This window comes from Pseudomonas sp. PDM21 (genome assembly GCF_014852505.2).
In the GTDB taxonomy this organism is placed as follows: Bacteria; Pseudomonadota; Gammaproteobacteria; order Pseudomonadales; family Pseudomonadaceae; genus Pseudomonas.
Genome location: NZ_CM181223.1, coordinates 4,266,572 through 4,283,609, shown reverse-complemented (window position 1 = coordinate 4,283,609; position 17,038 = coordinate 4,266,572). Strand labels below are relative to the sequence as shown.

Sequence of the window (17,038 nt, the reverse complement as noted above, 5' to 3'; positions counted from 1 at the left end):
CGTTCCACGGTTACTTGTAAGGGTGGGGCGCCGCTGGCAGGGTGGAGGACGGAAGTGGGGACGTCTCTCCCTGCCAGCGGTGCCCCATGGTCACATCACGCCGGCTCGACCTGAACCGGTGCCTTCTCGACCTGGGCCAGCTTCAGCTTGCGCATCTGCTCCACGCCCCAGAGCACGCGCTCAGGGGTGGCCGGGGCATCGATCTGCGGCTGGGCGCGGTAGTCGGCGAGGCTGGCCACGGCGTCCTTGATCGCGCAGAACACCGAGATACCCAGCATGAACGGCGGCTCGCCGACAGCCTTGGAGTGGAACACCGTCTGTTCCGGGTTCTTGCGGTTCTCCACCAGCTTCACCCGCAGGTCGATGGGCATGTCGGCGATGGCCGGGATCTTGTAGCTCGCCGGGCCGTTGGTCATCAGCTTGCCCTTGGCGTTCCACACCAGCTCTTCCATGGTCAGCCAGCCCATGCCCTGGACGAAGCCACCTTCCACCTGGCCGATGTCGATGGCCGGGTTCAGCGAGGCGCCGACATCGTGGAGGATGTCGCTGCGCAGCATCTTGTACTCGCCGGTGAGGGTGTCGACGATTACTTCCGAGCAGGACACGCCGTAGGCGAAGTAGTAGAACGGCCGGCCGCGCGCCTGGCTGCGGTCGTAGAAGATCTTCGGCGTGCGGTAGAAACCGGTGGAGGAGAGCGAGACCTGGCCGAAATAGGCCTGCTGTACCAGTTCCTCGAAGGGCAGGATCTGGTCGCGTACGCGCACCTGGTTGTTGCGGAACTCGACGTCTTCCTCGGTTACCTTCCAGTGCTTGGCGGCGAACTCCACCAGGCGCTGCTTGAGGGTCTCGGCGGCGTTCTGCGCGGCCTTGCCGTTCAGGTCGGCACCGGAAGAAGCGGCGGTCGGTGACGTGTTGGGCACCTTGTCCGTGTTGGTGGCGGTGATCTGCACGCGGTCGATGTCGACCTGGAAGACCTCGGCCACCACCTGGGCGACCTTGGTGTTCAGGCCCTGGCCCATCTCGGTGCCGCCGTGGTTCAGGTGGATGCTGCCGTCGGTGTAGATGTGGATCAGCGCGCCGGCCTGGTTGAGGAAGGTGGCGGTGAAGCTGATGCCGAATTTCACTGGGGTCAGCGACAGACCTTTCTTCAGCACCGGGCTATTGGCGTTGAATTCGCGGATTTCGGCGCGGCGCTTGGTGTACTCGGAGCTGGCTTCCAGTTCCTCGGTCATTTCCTGCAGCAGGTTGTGTTCCACCTGCTGGTAGTAGTGGGTGACGTTGCGCTCGTCCTTGCCATAGTAGTTACGCTTGCGCACTTCCAGCGGGTCCTTGCCGAGGTGGCGCGCGACCGCGTCCATGATCTCCTCGATGGCGACCATACCCTGCGGGCCGCCGAAGCCGCGGTAGGCGGTGTTCGACGCGGTGTTGGTCTTGCAGCGGTGACCGTTCACCGTGGCGTTGCCGAGGAAGTAGGCGTTGTCGGAGTGGAACATCGCGCGGTCAACGATGGATCCGGAGAGGTCCGGCGAGTAGCCGCAGTTGCCGGCCAGCTCGATGTTGATGCCGTGCAGCAGGCCGTCGTCCTCGAAGCCCACGTCGTATTCGACGTAGAAGGGGTGGCGCTTGCCGGTCATCTGCATGTCTTCGACGCGCGGCAGGCGCATCTTCGCCGGGCGACCGGTGAGGCGCGCGATCACCGCGCACAGGCACGCCGGTGCGGCAGCCTGGGTTTCCTTGCCGCCGAAGCCGCCGCCCATGCGGCGCATGTCGATGACCACCTTGTTGAAGGAGATGCCCAGCACTTCGGCGACCAGCTTCTGCACTTCGGTGGGGTTCTGCGTCGAGGTATAGACGATCACGCCGCCGTCTTCGGTGGGCATGACCGAGGAAATCTGCGTCTCCAGGTAGAAGTGTTCCTGGCCGCCGATGTGCAAGGTGCCCTGGATGCGGTTCGGCGCGGTGGCGAGCTTGGCTTCCGAGTCGCCGATCTTGTGCTGGTGGCTGTCGAGCACGAAGTGCTTCTTGCGCAGCGCTTCGACCACGTCGAGCACCGGCTCCAGGTCTTCGTACTCGATGATCGCGGCCATGGCGGCCTTGCGTGCGGTTTCCAGGCTGTCGGCGGCGACGGCGATGACCATCTGGCCGACGTACTCGACCTTGCCGTCCGCCAGCAGCGGGTCACCGGCAACCACCGGGCCGATGTCCAGCTGGCCGGGAACGTCATCCTTGGTGATCGCGATGGCGACACCGGGGAACTGGTAGCAGGGGCTCACGTCCAGCTTGGTAATGCGTGCGTGGGCGCGGTCGCTCATGCGGGCATAGACGTGCAGCTGGTTGGGGAATTCCAGGCGGTCGTCGATGTACTGCGCTTCGCCGCTGACGTGCTTGGGCGCGCTCTCGTGCTTGACGCTGCGGCCCACGCCGGTGGTGAGGTCGGCGCGGAACAGCGCAGTGAGTTCTTCCTGGCTCTTCTGAGGCTTATGCATAGTGGGTCACCCGGGTCACGGCCTGAGGGGCTTCCAGTTCCAGGAAGCACTTGCGCAGCAGGTTCTGCGCGGTGAGCAGGCGGTACTCCTTGCTCGCACGGAAGTCGGTGAGCGGGGCGAAGTCCTCGCTCAGTGCCTGCGCGGCACGCTCGAAGGTGGCGCTGTTGAAGGTCTGGCCGAGCAGTGCGGCTTCGCAGGCGGCGGCGCGTTTCGGGATGGCGGCCATGCCGCCGAAGCCGGTGCGCACGGCGGTGATCCGGCAGTTCTCCACGGTCAGGTTGAAGGCAGCGCAAACGGCGGAGATGTCGTCGTCCAGGCGCTTGGAGACCTTGTAGGCGCGGAACGCCTGGCTGGCCTGCGGGCGCGGGATGATCACCTGCTCGATGAACTCGCCTTCCTGGCGCGCGGTGACCTTGTAGTCGATGAAGTATTCGTCGATCGGCAGTTCGCGACGTTCGTTGCCCTTGCGCAGTACCAGGCGCGCGCCCAGTGCGATCAGCAGCGGCGGCGAGTCGCCGATGGGCGAGGCGTTGCCGATGTTGCCGCCCAGGGTGCCCTGGTTGCGGATCTGCAGCGAGGCGAAGCGGTGCAGCAGCTCGCCGAAGTCCGGGTAGTCGCGGGCCAGGGTTTCGTAGCAGTCGGTCAGCGGAGTCGCGGCGCCGATCTCGATGCGGTCGTCGAAGACTTCGACGCGCTTCATTTCCTCGACGTGGCCGACGTAGATCATCACCGGCAGTTCGCGGTGGAACTGGGTGACTTCAAGGGCCAGGTCGGTGCCACCGGCCAGCAGGCGAGCCTGCGGGTTGGCGGTGTAGATGTCGGCCAGGTCGGCGATGGTCAGCGGGAGCAGGCAGCGCTTGTCGCCGCTGTTCAGCTCGGCGGTTTCGCGCGGGGCGATGGCTTTCAGCTGGGCGATGATCTCGGGCTGGGCAACATCGAACTGGTCCGGCTGCTTCTGGCAGCAGGATTGCTCGGCGGCATCGAGGATCGGGCGGTAGCCGGTGCAGCGGCACAGGTTGCCGGCCAGCGCTTCATGGGCCTCGGCCTTGCGCTCTTCGGCGGTCTCGCCTGCGGTGTTCTTCTGCAGGGCGAACAGCGACATGACGAAGCCGGGGGTGCAGAAGCCGCACTGCGAACCGTGGCAATCGACCATGGCCTGCTGCACGCCGTGCAGTTCGCCGCGGTGCTTCAAGTCATCGACGCTGATCAGCTGCTTGCCGTGCAGCGACGAGACGAAGGTCAGGCAGGAGTTGAGGGTGCGGTAGCGGATGCGCTCGGCGCCTTCTTCGCCGACCAGTTCACCGACGACCACCGTGCAGGCGCCGCAGTCACCGGAGGCGCAGCCTTCCTTGGTGCCTGTCTTGCTCAGGTTCTGGCGCAGGTAATTGAGCACGGTGAGATTGGGATCGAGGCGGTCTTCGACGCGCAGCTCGCGATTGAGCAGGAACCTGATCAAGGCTTGCCTCCAGGCTGGTTCTTGTTTTTGGTAGGGCACTGGAGGCGAATCTATGGAAAGCTGACTTTTGAGTCAATAAAATTTCTGTCTCAATGGTCAGAAAGTTTTTCGGCGGGTGATGAATGGTGTGATGGGGGCAGATTGGCGGGCGCTCCTGCCGCTCCGTAGGGCGCATAACGCGCCGGCGTTATCCGCCGCAGGACAACGGCGGATAACCCGTTCCGGGTTATGCGCCCTACATCCGGCGTGCCACGCCGTCCTACGTAGAGCGGCCGACTCAAGAAGGCAGAAAGAAAAAAGGCGGCAAGCCGGGGTAGGGCTTGCCGCCAAGGCGTGGAACTCGTCGATCAGGCCTGCTGTGTAGCGCTCAGCTGGTATTCCTCGCCGGCGTAATAGGCGCGCACGCGGCGGTCCATCACCGCCCGCCAGAGCGGTGGGAACAGCGCGAGGACGATCATCCCGGCGTAACCGTTGGGCAGCTGCGGGCTCTCGTCGAAGTGGCGCAGCACCTGGTAGCGGCGCTTGGCGTTGGCGTGGTGGTCGGAATGGCGCTGCAGGTGGAAGAGGAACAGGTTGGTCAGCAGGAAGTTGCTGTTCCAGGAGTGCTCGTGGGTGGTGCGCTCGTAGCGCCCGGTGTCCAGGCGGCGGCGGTGCAGGCCGTAGTGCTCGACGTAGTTGACGATCTCCAGCAGGGTGAAGGCCATCACCGACTGGCCGATGAAGTACACCGCGCCGATCCAGCCGAAGGCGACGCTGAAGCCGACCAGGAACAGCGCGCTGATCACGTACCACCAGATCAGCTCGTTGCGCCAGTGCAGTGCCGGCAGGCCCTTGCGCTTGAGGCGTTCGGACTCCAGCCGCCAGGCGTTGAGGAAGTTGTGCTTGTAGGCGTGGGGCAGGAAGGCATACAGGCTCTGGCCGTAGCGCGAGGACGAGGCGTCTTCCGGCGTGGAGACATGCACATGGTGGCCGCGTACGTGTTCCACCTTGAAGCCCGCGTAACACACTGCTGCCAGCAGCAGGCCGCCGGCGTTCTGCTCCAGCTCCGGGTCCTTGTGGATCAGTTCGTGGGAAACGGTGATGCCAATGGCGCCCATCACGGTGCCGACGGAAAGTATCCAGCCGAGCTGGCCGACCCAGTTCCAGGCGTCATAAGTGGCCAGTACCCAGCCGCCGTAGACCAGCATGCCCAGCAACAGCGGCACGGTCATCAGGCTGAGGAAGCGGTAGTAGCCCTCGCGCTCCATGGGCGGGACTTCCTCCACCTCGTCGGGATTGGCCGGATCGCGGCCGACCACGAAGTCCAGCAGCGGGATCACCCCGAACACCACGGTGATGACCAGCCACGCCCAGGCATTGGGATAGTCGCTGCCGTAGGACCACCAATAGCTGACGGGAATGCCGAAGACGGGAACCAGCCAGATCCAGTAGCCGGCTTTCTTAAGACGCAACATCCAGGCAGGGGAAAGGAACAAAGCGAACATGGACGACTCCCGATACGTCTCTTGTGTAGGATTGTCAGACAATCCTGCGCCTGTTCCTTCCGGCGGATGCACCAACCTTTGTTCTGTCGTCCCTCCTGGGCGGGGGATGGCGCGGTAACACCCTGTGTTACACTTCGCGTCCGCAATACCCCCTCGAAAGCGCCCCGATTCTTAAGGACAACCATGACGTTCAAGGCCCCGGACAGCCTGGCTGAGCAGATCGCGCACCACCTTGCCGAACGCATCATCCGGGGCGAACTCAAGGAACGCGAACGCATCCAGGAACAGAAGGTCACCCAGACCCTCAACGTCAGCCGCGGCTCGGTCCGCGAAGCGCTGCTGATCCTCGAGCGCCGCCATCTGGTCGTGATCCTGCCGCGGCGGGGAGCGCAGGTGTCCGAGCTGTCCGCGGCCCACGTGGAAAGCCTCTACTCGCTGGTGATGGAGCTCTACATCATGCTCGCCAGCAGCGTGGCGCGGACCTGGCGCCAGGAAGCCGATCTGGCACCCTTCATGGCCATCCAGCAGCGCCTGCTGGACGAACTCGAACGCGGCGACATCAACGCCTTCGTCGAATCCAGCTTCGACATCATGCGCGCTGCCTTCCCGTTCGCTGCCAATCCCTACCTGCAGGAAACCGTGGAAAATCTCCTGCCGGCCATCAGTCGCACCTATCATCTGGCCCTGGAACGCCGCAAAGGCGAGATGAGTCAGTTCATCGGCAGCTTCGAAAACCTGCTGCGCGCGGTGGTGGGCCGCGACGAGGCGGGCATCCGCGAGGTCCTGCTCGACTACGGTCGGCACAACAGCCAACTGGTCCTCGCCGCACTGGCTGAACGATAAGAAGAGAAAAGGGGGAAGAGGGCGCATGCGGCTCAAGTGCATCAAGCTGGCGGGCTTCAAGTCCTTCGTCGACCCGACGACGGTCAATTTCCCGAGCAACATGGCGGCCGTGGTCGGCCCCAATGGCTGCGGCAAGTCCAACATCATCGACGCCGTTCGCTGGGTGATGGGCGAGAGTTCGGCGAAGAACCTCCGCGGCGAGTCGATGACCGACGTCATCTTCAATGGCTCCAACACGCGCAAGCCGGTGACCCAGGCGTCCATCGAACTGGTGTTCGACAACTCCGACCAGACCCTGCTGGGCGAATACGCCAGCTACGCCGAGATTTCCATCCGCCGCCGCGTGACCCGCGACGGCCAGAACACCTACTTCCTCAACGGCACCAAGTGCCGCCGCCGTGACATCACCGACATCTTCCTCGGCACCGGCCTGGGGCCGCGCAGCTACTCGATCATCGAACAGGGCATGATCTCCAAGCTGATCGAGGCCAAGCCCGAGGATCTGCGCAACTTCATCGAGGAAGCCGCCGGCATCTCCAAGTACAAGGAGCGCCGCCGCGAGACCGAGAATCGCATCCGCCGTACCCAGGAAAACCTCGCGCGCCTCACCGACCTGCGCGAAGAGCTGGAGCGCCAGCTGGAACGCCTGCACCGCCAGGCCCAGTCGGCGGAGAAGTACCAGGAATTCAAGGCCGAGGAGCGCACCCTCAAGGCCCAGCTCGGTGCCCTGCGCTGGCGCGACCTGAATGAGCAGGTCGGGCAGAAGGAAAAGGTCATCGGCGACCAGGAGGTGGCCTTCGAGGCGCTGGTGGCCGAACAGCGCAGCGCCGATGCCAGCATCGAGCGCCTGCGCGACGGCCACCACGAGCTGTCGGAAACCTTCAACCAGGTGCAGGGCCGCTTCTATTCCGTGGGCGGCGACATCGCCCGCGTCGAGCAGAGCATCCAGCACGGCCAGCAGCGCCTGCGTCAGCTGCAGGACGACCTGCGAGAGGCGGAAAAGACCCGGCAGGAAACCGAATCCCACCTGGGCCACGACCGCACCCTGCTCGCCACCCTGGGCGAGGAGCTGGAGCGCCTGGCCCCGGAACAGGAAATCAGCGCCGCCGCCGCCGAAGAAGCTACCGTCGGCCTGGAAGACGCCGAGCAGCGAATGCACGACTGGCAGCAGCGCTGGGACGCCTTCAACCAGCAAAGCGCCGAACCGCGCCGCGAAGCGGAGGTGCAGCAGTCGCGCATCCAGCACCTGGAACAGAGCCTGGAACGCCAGGGCGAGCGCCAGCGCCGTCTGAACGACGAGCGCACGCAACTGGCCGCCGATCCGGAAGATGCCGCGATCCTCGAGCTGGGCGAACAGGTCGCCGCCATCGAGTTGCTGCTGGAAGAGTCGCAGATCGAGGAACAGGAACTGGCCGAGCGACTGGAGCGTGTGCGCCAGTCCCTGCAGGAAAGCACGGCCGCGCAGCATCAGGCGCAGGGCGAGCTGCAACGCCTGAATGGCCGCATTGCCTCGCTGGAGGCGCTGCAGCAGGCCGCGCTCGATCCGGGCGACGGCACCGCGCAATGGCTGCGCCAACAAGGGCTGGAGCAGCGTCCGCGCCTTGCCGAGGGCCTGCGAGTGCAGGCGGGTTGGGAGCTGGCGGTGGAAACCGTGCTCGGCGCCGACCTGCACGGTGTGCTGCTGGATGACGTGAAGGGGCTGCCCTTCGACGCGCTGGAGAAGGGCGAGCTGCGCCTGCTCGATCTGACCGCTGGCGCCGTTTCCCGCCCCGGCAGCCTGCTGGACAAGGTCGAAGCGAATGTCGACCTGAGCTACTGGCTGGGCCGCGTGCGGCCGGTCGAAACCCTGGAGCAGGCACTGGCTCAGCGTGCGTCGCTGGGGGATGGCGAAAGCCTGATCAGCCGCGACGGCTACTGGGTTGGCCGCAACTTCCTGCGCGTGCGCCGTGGTGAGTCCGCCGATGGCGGTGTACTGGCGCGTGGCCAGGAGCTGGAGCGCCTGTACGCCGAGCGCGAGACGCTGGAGCAGCGCCTCGCCGAGATCGATGAACAACTTGTACGCCTGCGCGACGAGCAGCGCCAGGCCGAGGAGGGCCGCGACCAGGTGCGTCGCCGCCTGCAGGACGAAGGCCGCCGCCAGGGCGAGCTGAAGGCGCAGCTGTCCGCGCAGCAGGCCAAGGTCGAGCAACTGACCCTGCGCCGTCGCCGTCTGGACGAAGAGCTGGCCGAGCTGGCCGAGCAGCACGCTATCGAGCAGGAGCAGCTGGGCGAAGCCCGCCTGAGCCTGCAGGAGGCGCTGGATGCCATGGCCGTGGACACTGAGCGGCGCGAATCACTGCTCGCCGAGCGCGACGGCATGCGCGAGAAGCTCGACCGCATCCGCCAGGAGTCTCGCCAGCACAAGGATCACGCCCATCAGCTGGCTGTGCGCGTCGGCTCCCTGCGCGCCCAGCACGAATCCACCCGTCAGGCGCTGGAGCGCCTGGACAGCCAGGCCGTGCGCCTGGTCGAGCGTTGCGAGCAGCTCAACCTCAACCTGGAGGAGGGCGCCGCGCCGCTGGAAGAACTGCGCATGCGTCTCGAGGAATTGCTCGACCGGCGCATGGCGGTGGAAGACGAACTCAAGCACGCGCGCCTGGCGCTGGAAGATGCCGACCGCCAGTTGCGCGACGCCGAGAAGCGCCGCACCCAGGCCGAGCAGCAGTCGCAACTGCTGCGCGGCCAGCTGGAGCAGCAGCGCATGGAGTGGCAGGCCCTGAGCGTGCGGCGCAAGTCGCTGCAGGAACAGCTCCACGAGGACGGCTACGACCTGCACGGCGTGTTGGCCACCTTGCCCCACGACGCCGCCGAGAAGGTCTGGGAAACCCGTCTGGAAGAACTGGCCGCGCGCATCGGCCGCCTGGGCCCGATCAACCTTGCGGCGATCGAGGAATACCAGCAGCAATCCGAGCGCAAGCGCTACCTGGACGACCAGAACGACGACCTGGTGGAAGCGCTGGATACCCTGGAAAACGTCATCCGCAAGATCGACAAGGAAACCCGCAATCGCTTCAAGGAAACCTTCGACCAGATCAATGCTGGCCTTCAGGCATTGTTCCCCAAGGTTTTCGGCGGCGGCCATGCCTATCTGGAACTTACCGGCGAGGATCTACTCGATACCGGGGTGGCGATCATGGCGCGGCCGCCGGGCAAGAAGAACAGCACCATCCATCTTCTGTCCGGTGGCGAGAAGGCTCTGACCGCTCTGGCGCTGGTGTTTGCGATTTTCCAGCTGAACCCGGCACCGTTCTGCATGCTCGACGAAGTCGATGCGCCGCTGGACGATGCCAACGTCGGCCGTTATGCGCGGCTGGTGAAGGAGATGTCGGAAAAAGTGCAGTTCATCTATATCACCCACAACAAGATCGCCATGGAGATGGCCGATCAGTTGATGGGCGTGACCATGCACGAACCGGGTTGTTCGCGTCTGGTGGCGGTGGATGTGGAAGAGGCTGTTGCGCTCGCCGAAGCGTGATCGTCCGGGCGAACTTGAGCTATGCTGGCAAGATGCTTTGTTTTCAGTCTAACGCATTGATTTGATTGGGGTAGGGTTCACTCCGGGGGCACAGCTGGCGACCGCTATGAAAAGTTGCAAAGAGTGCGGCGGAGTGTCGCCTCAGACAGTGTAAAGTTATGTGAGAGCGTGTTAGCTTAACCCCCACTTTTGTATCGCGTGGAAAACATCAGTCAGAACATGAAGTTGGCTCCACGTTTTCAAGGGATAGGATGTCCTTTTTTTCATCATCATTTTTTGTTCAGGGGCTACAGGATTAGATGGATATCGGTCTGCGCGAATGGCTGATCGTCATTGGGCTTATCGTCATCGCCGGCATTCTGTTCGACGGTTGGCGTCGCATGCGGGGTGGCAAGGGCAAGTTGCGTTTCAAGCTGGATCGCCAGTTTGCCAACCAGCCCGATGACGGGGACGAAACCAACCCGGAACTGCTCGGGCCTTCCCGTGTAGTCGAGCACCGCGAGCCGGAGCTGGACGAGGAAGACCTGCCCAAGCTCAGCGCCAAGGAGTCGCGCGGCAAGCGCCGCGGCGAGCCGCGTCAGGGTGACCTGAACCTGGACGACCCGGCGCCGAACCTGCTCGGCCCGCTGGACGAAGAGGATTTCCCCAATCCACTGGACGAAGCGCCGGCAGAGAAGGACAAGCCCAAGAAAGACCGCAAGAAGGACAAGGAGCGCGTAGCTCCCGCAGCTGCTGCTCCGTCGGCGCCGCAGGCGCCGGTCGATGAAGTGCTGATCATCAACGTCATCAGCCGCGACGAGAACGGCTTCAAGGGCCCGGCGCTGCTGCAGAACATCCTCGAAAGCGGCCTGCGCTACGGTGAGATGGACATCTTCCACCGCCACGAGAGCATGGCCGGCAACGGTGAAGTGCTGTTCTCCATGGCCAACGCGGTCAAGCCGGGCACCTTCGATCTGGACAACATCGACCAGTTCAGCACCCGCGCAGTGAGCTTCTTCCTCGGCCTGCCGGGCCCGCGCCATCCCAAGCAGGCGTTCGATGTGATGATCGCCGCTGCCCGCAAGCTGGCCCAGGAGCTCAATGGCGAGCTGAAGGACGAGCAGCGCAGCGTGATGACCGCGCAGACCATCGAACACTACCGTCAGCGCATCATCGACTTCGAGCGACGCGCCCTGACCCAGAAGCGCTAAGCTTTCCGCACGCTGCACAAAAAGCCCCAAGCGACCCTTGGGGCTTCGCATTTCTAGCCGCAACCTCTTGCCGCCCGAGATTCCCGCATGACCGACTCCCAATCCGCAGCCGAACGCATCGCCCAGCTGCGCAGCGAACTCGACGACCACAACTACCGCTACTACGTGCTCGACGAGCCGAGCGTGCCGGACGCCGAGTACGACCGCCTGTTCCGCGAACTTAAGGCGCTGGAAGCCGAGCATCTCGAACTGATCACCCCCGAATCGCCGACCCAGCGCGTCGGCGGTGCGGCCGCCTCGGCCTTCGGCGAGGTACGCCACGAAGTACCGATGCTCAGCCTGGGCAACGCCTTCGAGGAACAGGACCTCAGCGACTTCGATCGCCGTGTGCGTGAAGGCCTGGCCGACCAGCTGCCGGCGTCGGACCTGTTCGGTGGCGGCGCCGAAGTGGAGTACAGCTGCGAGCCCAAGCTCGATGGCCTGGCGGTCAGTCTGTTGTACGAAAACGGCGTGCTGACCCGTGGCGCCACCCGTGGCGACGGCACCACCGGCGAGGACATCAGCGTCAACGTGCGTACCATCCGCAATGTGCCGTTGCGCCTGAAGGGCGAGGGCTGGCCCGCGGTGCTGGAAGTGCGTGGCGAAGTCTTCATGTCCAAGGCAGGTTTCGATGCGCTCAACGAGCGGCAGATGGAAGCCGGCGCCAAGACCTTCGCAAACCCGCGCAACGCCGCGGCCGGCAGCCTGCGTCAGCTGGATTCGAAGATCACCGCCAGCCGCCCGCTGGAGTTCTGCTGCTACGGTTTCGGCCGCGTCGAGGGCGGCGCGCTGCCCGGTACCCAGGTCGATATTCTCGAAGCCCTCAAGGGCTGGGGCATTCCGATCAGTCGCGAGCTGAAGCTGGCCAAGGGTATCGAGGGTTGCCGCGCCTATTACGAAGACATCGGCGCCCGCCGCGACAGCCTCGCGTACGAGATCGACGGCGTGGTGTTCAAGGTCAACCGCATCGACTTCCAGCGTGAGCTGGGCTTCCGCGCCCGCGAGCCGCGCTGGGCCATCGCCCACAAGTTCCCGGCCCGCGAAGAGCTGACCGAGCTGCTCGATGTGGAATTCCAGGTCGGTCGTACCGGTGCCGTAACGCCCGTGGCGCGTCTGAAGCCGGTGCAGGTGGCTGGCGTGACCGTGTCCAATGCCACGCTGCACAACATGGACGAAGTCGCCCGCCTGGGCCTGATGATCGGCGACACCGTGATCATTCGCCGTGCCGGCGACGTGATTCCGCAGGTCATGCAGGTCGTCACCGAGCGCCGTCCGGCGGATGCTCGCCCGGTGGCGATCCCCACCCAGTGCCCGGTATGCGGCTCGCAGGTCGAGCGCACACAGCTGGTCAAGCGCAGCAAGGGCAAGGAGTCAGTCAGCGAAGGCGCCATCTACCGTTGCGTCGGCCGGCTGTTCTGCCAGGCGCAGCTCAAGCAGGCGATCATCCACTTCGTCTCGCGCCGCGCGATGGACATCGACGGTCTCGGCGACAAGATCGTCGAGCAGCTGGTGGACAAGGGCCTGGTGAAGTCCCCGGCTGACCTCTACACCCTGACCTTCGAGCAGGTCATCGAGCTGGAAGGCTTTGCCGAAGTCTCCACGCGCAACCTGCTTGCCGCCATCGCCGATAGCCGCAAGCCCGCGCTGGCACGCTTCGTCTTCGCGCTGGGAATCCCGGATGTGGGCGAGGAAACCGCCAAGCTGCTGGCGCGTTCCCTGGGTTCCCTGGCGCGCATCCAGAAGGCGCTGCCCGAAGTGCTCACCTACCTGCCGGATGTCGGCGGCGAGGTGGCCTACGAGATCCATAACTTCTTCGATGACGAGCACAACCGCAGCGTGATCGCTGAACTGCAGAATCCGGAGCATGGCGTCCAGCTGCAGGACGAAGGCGAGGTTTCCGCCGAGTTCGCCGCCGTCGCCACACTGGCGGGCTTCATCGACAAGCTGAACATCCCCTTCATCGCCGCCACGGGCGCCGAGAAGCTGGCCGACCGCACGGGCAGTCTCGACGCGCTCATTACCCTCAGCCAGGACTGGCTCGACCTCAGCACCCTCAAGGGCGTGAACGAGAAGGCCAAGCAGTCGGTACGCGAGTACTTCGCCGATGCCGCCCGCGTCGAGCGCGCGAAGGCGGTCGAAGCGCAGCTGGCGGAGTTCGGCATGCACTGGCGCAGCGAGCGCAAGGTGGTCGAAGGCCTGCCCCTGGCCGGCCAGACCTGGGTGCTGACCGGCACCCTGGAGGCCATGAGCCGCGACGTCGCCAAGGAAAAGCTCGAAAGCCTGGGCGCCAAGGTGGCCGGCTCGGTCTCGGCCAAGACCCACTGCGTCGTTGCAGGACCGGGAGCGGGTTCAAAGTTGGCAAAGGCCCAGGAACTTGGCGTCGCCGTAATGGACGAAGAGCAGCTGATCAAGCTGCTGGCCGACCATGGCCTCGGCGCCTGACACGCATCCATCAAGATCAATGCATCAAGGAGTCATTCCATGCCCATGACCAAGGACCAACTGGTTCGCGATATCGCCGAATCCCTCGACCTGACCCAGGCCGCCGTGCGCGGCGTGTTCGAGCAACTGGCGCAGATCGCCCAGGACGCCCTGGAGAACGACGGTGAGCTGACCCTGCCGGGGATCGGCAAGCTCAAGGTCAGCGAACGCGCTGCCCGCACCGGCCGCAATCCGCAGACCGGCAAAACCATCGAGATCGCCGCGAAGAAGGCGGTACGCCTGGTGCCCGCCAAGGCCCTGGTCGACAGCCTGAACTGATCGGCAGGCCTGCTCCGATCCCTGCGTTGCAACGCAGGGCGGGGTGGGCCAGCGATTGACGGAGAGCGAGATGGACAAGGCAAGAAAGCAGCGCCTGCTCGGCGTCGGGGCGCTGGTGGTGCTGTTCGGGGCCTACGTAGCCTGGACCGAGCGCCCGCAGATCGTCCTTCATTACGAGGGCGTGGGCGGGCCGGCGGTGAACTACAGCTTCAAGGAAAACGGCGAGGAAACCCTCGCGGGCGAGATCAAGCCGGGCGAAGCGCGCGCCTTCCCGCTGCGCCTGCTGCGTTCGGGTGAATACCGCGTCGCCTTCCAGTTCCACCAGGGGGCGGAGCGCTACTCCACCTTCAGCACCCGTCCGGGCTACAGCAAGATGGATCTGTTCATCGGGCCGAACCTGGAGGTCTCCACCCAGCCTCGGCCCGAAGGGCTGATCCAGGGGCAGTAACGCCCCTTACAGGTACTCGGCCACCAGCACCACATTGCGCTGGCCCGCGGCTACGCCACCCTTGGCGATTTCGCGGATCACGCTGTCGGTGTCGCCGGTGGCCGCGATGCCATTCCCCAATGCATTGCCGCGAGCATCGGTCAGCCGGTAGCTCACGCTGGGCATCGCGCCGCGCGGCTGGTTCAGCATCATCGTCATGGCCCGGTTGCACTCGCTCAATTGCACGCGGGCGCTGCGGGCGGTTACGTCGGTCAGCCCGACCTGGCAGGTCGGTTCGACCACCGCACCGCTGAAGTGGATGACCCCGTCGTAGGCCATCAGCGGGGCGGAGAAGAGCAGGGCAACGAGAGTGGTGGATCGCAGTGCAACGGACATGCTGGCATTCCTCGCTCGGTCATGGCCCGCCCTTGAGCGACGGGTTCGTCCTATAGCGTCGGCACCGCTGGAATTTTCTGAATTGGCTGTAGGGTAATTCCCCTAATGAAAAGGCAAATTCGTGATGAAGGTCAGGAATTGCGTGTGGAACGTCGCTAAGTGCTTGAAGTGCTTGTAAGTTGCGCTCAAGCCGCTACAATGGCGCGGCTCGCTGATCTGGCGAGCTTCTCGTGATGGTGGCCCTGTCGGTCCCCCCGCAACGATTACTCGCTTACCTGGTCAGGTCCGGAAGGAAGCAGCCAAGGCGGGGACATTGTGTGCCGGGGTGTGGCTGGCGGGGCCGCCTCCATTTCGTAAGTCCTTAATTCTAAAGGACTTCCTCTCCTGAAAATCTCTGAGTGTGACAGCGCCTTGGTACACCAAAGTGGTGTCCCAAGACTAATCGTACCGTTCCGGTGCGTCTGAAACCACTTCGCTTGATTCGCTGCTTCCAGCCAGTACCTATTGGTGGCATTCCGATATCGCTCTGACGCTGCTAATCTCCGTCAGGAGGGAGGCAGTGCTGCCCCTTTTTTAAGCAAGATAGTAGTAATAAGGATTTGCATTTAATCTTGTGGGGCTGGCTGAATGGACTCGGTTATCTACGTACTGGATGGAACTGATTGCACGGTGGCTGCATATCAGCAATCTCCTGATACGTACAGAGGAAATATTGTTTGTGATCTATGTCAGGAGAAGGCATTGAATCGCCCCTAGTTTCGTAGACACCTCCAAGCCTCATAATGAGGCCCATCAGGAGGTGCCATGAGCAACCAGCGTTACCCCGAAGAATTCAAAATCGAAGCGGTCAGACAAGTTACCGCGCGCGGCCTGCGTGTAGCGGATGTGGCGGAGCGTTTGGGTGTGTCGGTGCATAGCCTCTATGTCTGGATCAGGCGCTATAGCAAGCCCCAGGAACAGCGGCAGCAAGAAGGTGATCAGCAAGCCGAACTGCGTCGTTTGCGCGCCGAACTCAAGCGGGTGACCGAAGAGCGAGACATCCTAAAAAAGGCCGCCGCGTACTTTGCCAAGGAGTCCGGCTGAAGTACGCCTTCATCAGCAAGCTGTCGGTGGAGTACCCGGTTCGACGTCTCTGCCAGACCCTCAGGGTGCATCCCAGCGGTTACTACGCCTGGCTGGCCGAGCCGAAATCCGTACGCGCTAAGGAAGATCAGCGCCTGCTCGGATTGATCAAACATGCCTGGCTGGAAAGCGGTGGGGTCTACGGCTATCGCAAGATCCACGACGACCTGCGTGAGCTGGGAGAGTCCTGTGGCCGGCATCGCGTAGCCCGCCTGATGCGGGGGGAAGGGTTGCGCTCGCAGACCGGCTATCGTCGTCGGCCCGGCTACTACGGCGGCAAGCCCACGGTGGCTTCGCCCAACCGTCTGGAGCGGCAATTCACCGTCAGCGAGCCGAACAAGGTCTGGGTCACTGACATCACTTACATCCGCACTTATGAAGGCTGGTTGTACTTGGCGGTGGTGCTGGATCTGTTTTCGCGCCAGGTGATCGGCTGGTCGATGAAACCTCGGATGTGCAGCGACTTAGCTATCGATGCCTTATTGATGGCGGTTTGGCGACGCAAGCCCAAGCAGGAAGTGATGATCCACTCCGACCAGGGCAGCCAGTTCAGCAGCTCGGACTGGCAGAGTTTCCTCAAGGCCAACAATCTGATCAGCAGCATGAGCCGACGCGGTAACTGTCACGATAACGCCGTGGCAGAAAGCTTTTTCCAGTTGCTGAAGCGCGAACGCATCCGACGAAAAACCTATGCCACTCGCGAAGAAGCTCGCAGTGATGTGTTCGATTACATCGAGATGTTTTATAACCCCAAACGCCGGCACAGCAGCGCTATGCAGCTATCGCCAGTGGAGTTTGAGAAACGCTATTTCCAGAGCTTGGAAAGTGTCTAGGAAAGCCGGGGCGATTCACATGGTTCGTAAAAGGCTTCTCTACTTCAAAGTATATTAGGGCGCCTTGCTTTGCCGCACATCATGATGAAGAGTGCGGAAATAAAATTACTTTGATCGCTGATGAAGATGCTCCGTCGACTTCAAGCGACCCATCTACGATTCATGTTGACTTAGATAAGCAGCGAAAATCCTCTATCGATATTGCTGTTCCATCCTCAGTACTTCCTAAAGTTTCAAAATGGGGTACGACGAGAAGGTACTCTGATATTGCTGAATATCCAGAGAATAAAACCTTGCGTCAAATTCTAACCGCGCTTTGGCGTAACCCAAGTTATCCAGAGGCCGGCACCGAAGTGAAGATGATTGCGGATGGTGGACGCATCGTTATTCAAGGTGATCTAAAGGATTTTTTAATCCCTCAGTATAAAATTGATGAGGCTCCACTTGGTGAGCCTAGGATTTTTTGGGGGAGGATAAATAACGTTAAT

At 63.3% G+C, this 17,038-nt stretch carries 11 protein-coding genes, 1 other RNA gene and 1 pseudogene; 9 read left to right on the top strand and 4 right to left on the bottom strand.

Features of this window, described 5'->3' with window-relative positions; all coding sequences use genetic code 11:
* Window positions 1-95: 95 nt before the first annotated feature.
* From xdhB to IB275_RS19520, 3 genes are all read right to left on the bottom strand, one after another.
* A complete protein-coding gene (gene xdhB, locus IB275_RS19530) occupies window positions 96-2,486 on the bottom strand; it encodes a xanthine dehydrogenase molybdopterin binding subunit (RefSeq protein WP_192294981.1) in 2,391 nt (796 codons plus the stop codon).
* Window positions 2,479-3,942, bottom strand: a complete 1,464-nt coding sequence (gene xdhA / locus IB275_RS19525) for a xanthine dehydrogenase small subunit (protein WP_081518577.1) — start codon at window positions 3,940-3,942, stop codon at window positions 2,479-2,481. Before xdhA ends, xdhB begins: the two co-directional genes overlap by 8 nt.
* 347 nt (window positions 3,943-4,289) lie before the next feature.
* A complete protein-coding gene (locus IB275_RS19520) occupies window positions 4,290-5,426 on the bottom strand; it encodes an alkane 1-monooxygenase (RefSeq protein WP_192294980.1) in 1,137 nt (378 codons plus the stop codon).
* A gap of 183 nt (window positions 5,427-5,609) precedes the next feature.
* On the opposite strand from IB275_RS19520, the gene IB275_RS19515 reads away from it, so the two are divergent.
* The 6 genes from IB275_RS19515 (at window position 5,610) to IB275_RS19490 (ending at window position 14,220) form a co-directional block, all read left to right on the top strand.
* Complete coding sequence (locus IB275_RS19515; RefSeq protein WP_192294979.1) at window positions 5,610-6,269, top strand: GntR family transcriptional regulator; 660 nt, start codon at window positions 5,610-5,612, stop codon at window positions 6,267-6,269.
* 25 nt (window positions 6,270-6,294) lie between these two features.
* A complete protein-coding gene (smc, locus tag IB275_RS19510; RefSeq protein ID WP_192294978.1) occupies window positions 6,295-9,783 on the top strand; it encodes a chromosome segregation protein SMC in 3,489 nt (1,162 codons plus the stop codon).
* Window positions 9,784-10,082: 299 nt separating this feature from the next.
* Window positions 10,083-10,973: a cell division protein ZipA gene (gene zipA / locus IB275_RS19505; protein ID WP_192294977.1), complete on the top strand. Its 891-nt coding sequence runs from the start codon at window positions 10,083-10,085 to the stop codon at window positions 10,971-10,973.
* Window positions 10,974-11,060: 87 nt separating this feature from the next.
* On the top strand, window positions 11,061-13,454 hold the full coding sequence (ligA, locus tag IB275_RS19500; protein ID WP_192294976.1) for an NAD-dependent DNA ligase LigA: 2,394 nt from the start codon (window positions 11,061-11,063) through the stop codon (window positions 13,452-13,454).
* Window positions 13,455-13,493: 39 nt separating this feature from the next.
* Window positions 13,494-13,772, top strand: coding sequence for an HU family DNA-binding protein (locus IB275_RS19495; RefSeq protein ID WP_024763913.1), 279 nt, complete (start codon window positions 13,494-13,496; stop codon window positions 13,770-13,772).
* Window positions 13,773-13,842: 70 nt separating this feature from the next.
* A complete protein-coding gene (locus IB275_RS19490) occupies window positions 13,843-14,220 on the top strand; it encodes a hypothetical protein (protein WP_192294975.1) in 378 nt (125 codons plus the stop codon).
* A gap of 6 nt (window positions 14,221-14,226) precedes the next feature.
* On the opposite strand, the gene IB275_RS19485 is transcribed toward IB275_RS19490, so the two are convergent.
* Window positions 14,227-14,595 carry a fimbrial protein gene (locus IB275_RS19485; RefSeq protein ID WP_192294974.1) on the bottom strand — a complete coding sequence of 123 codons (369 nt, stop codon included), beginning with the start codon at window positions 14,593-14,595 and terminating at the stop codon, window positions 14,227-14,229.
* A gap of 243 nt (window positions 14,596-14,838) precedes the next feature.
* Between IB275_RS19485 and ffs the strand changes: the two genes are divergently transcribed.
* The 3 genes and pseudogenes from ffs to IB275_RS19470 form a co-directional block, all read left to right on the top strand.
* An RNA gene (gene ffs / locus IB275_RS19480) (signal recognition particle sRNA small type) lies at window positions 14,839-14,935 on the top strand.
* A gap of 464 nt (window positions 14,936-15,399) precedes the next feature.
* Window positions 15,400-16,550, top strand: a protein-coding gene (locus IB275_RS19475) for an IS3 family transposase (protein WP_192319282.1) whose coding sequence is annotated in 2 segments (ribosomal slippage) — window positions 15,400-15,637 and window positions 15,637-16,550 — 1,152 coding nt in all. Because the reading frame shifts where the segments join, the coding sequence is not laid out codon by codon here.
* Between the two features lie 200 nt (window positions 16,551-16,750).
* Window positions 16,751-16,885 (top strand): annotated as a pseudogene (locus IB275_RS19470) (hypothetical protein); the annotation flags it as partial.
* Window positions 16,886-17,038 lie beyond the last annotated feature (153 nt).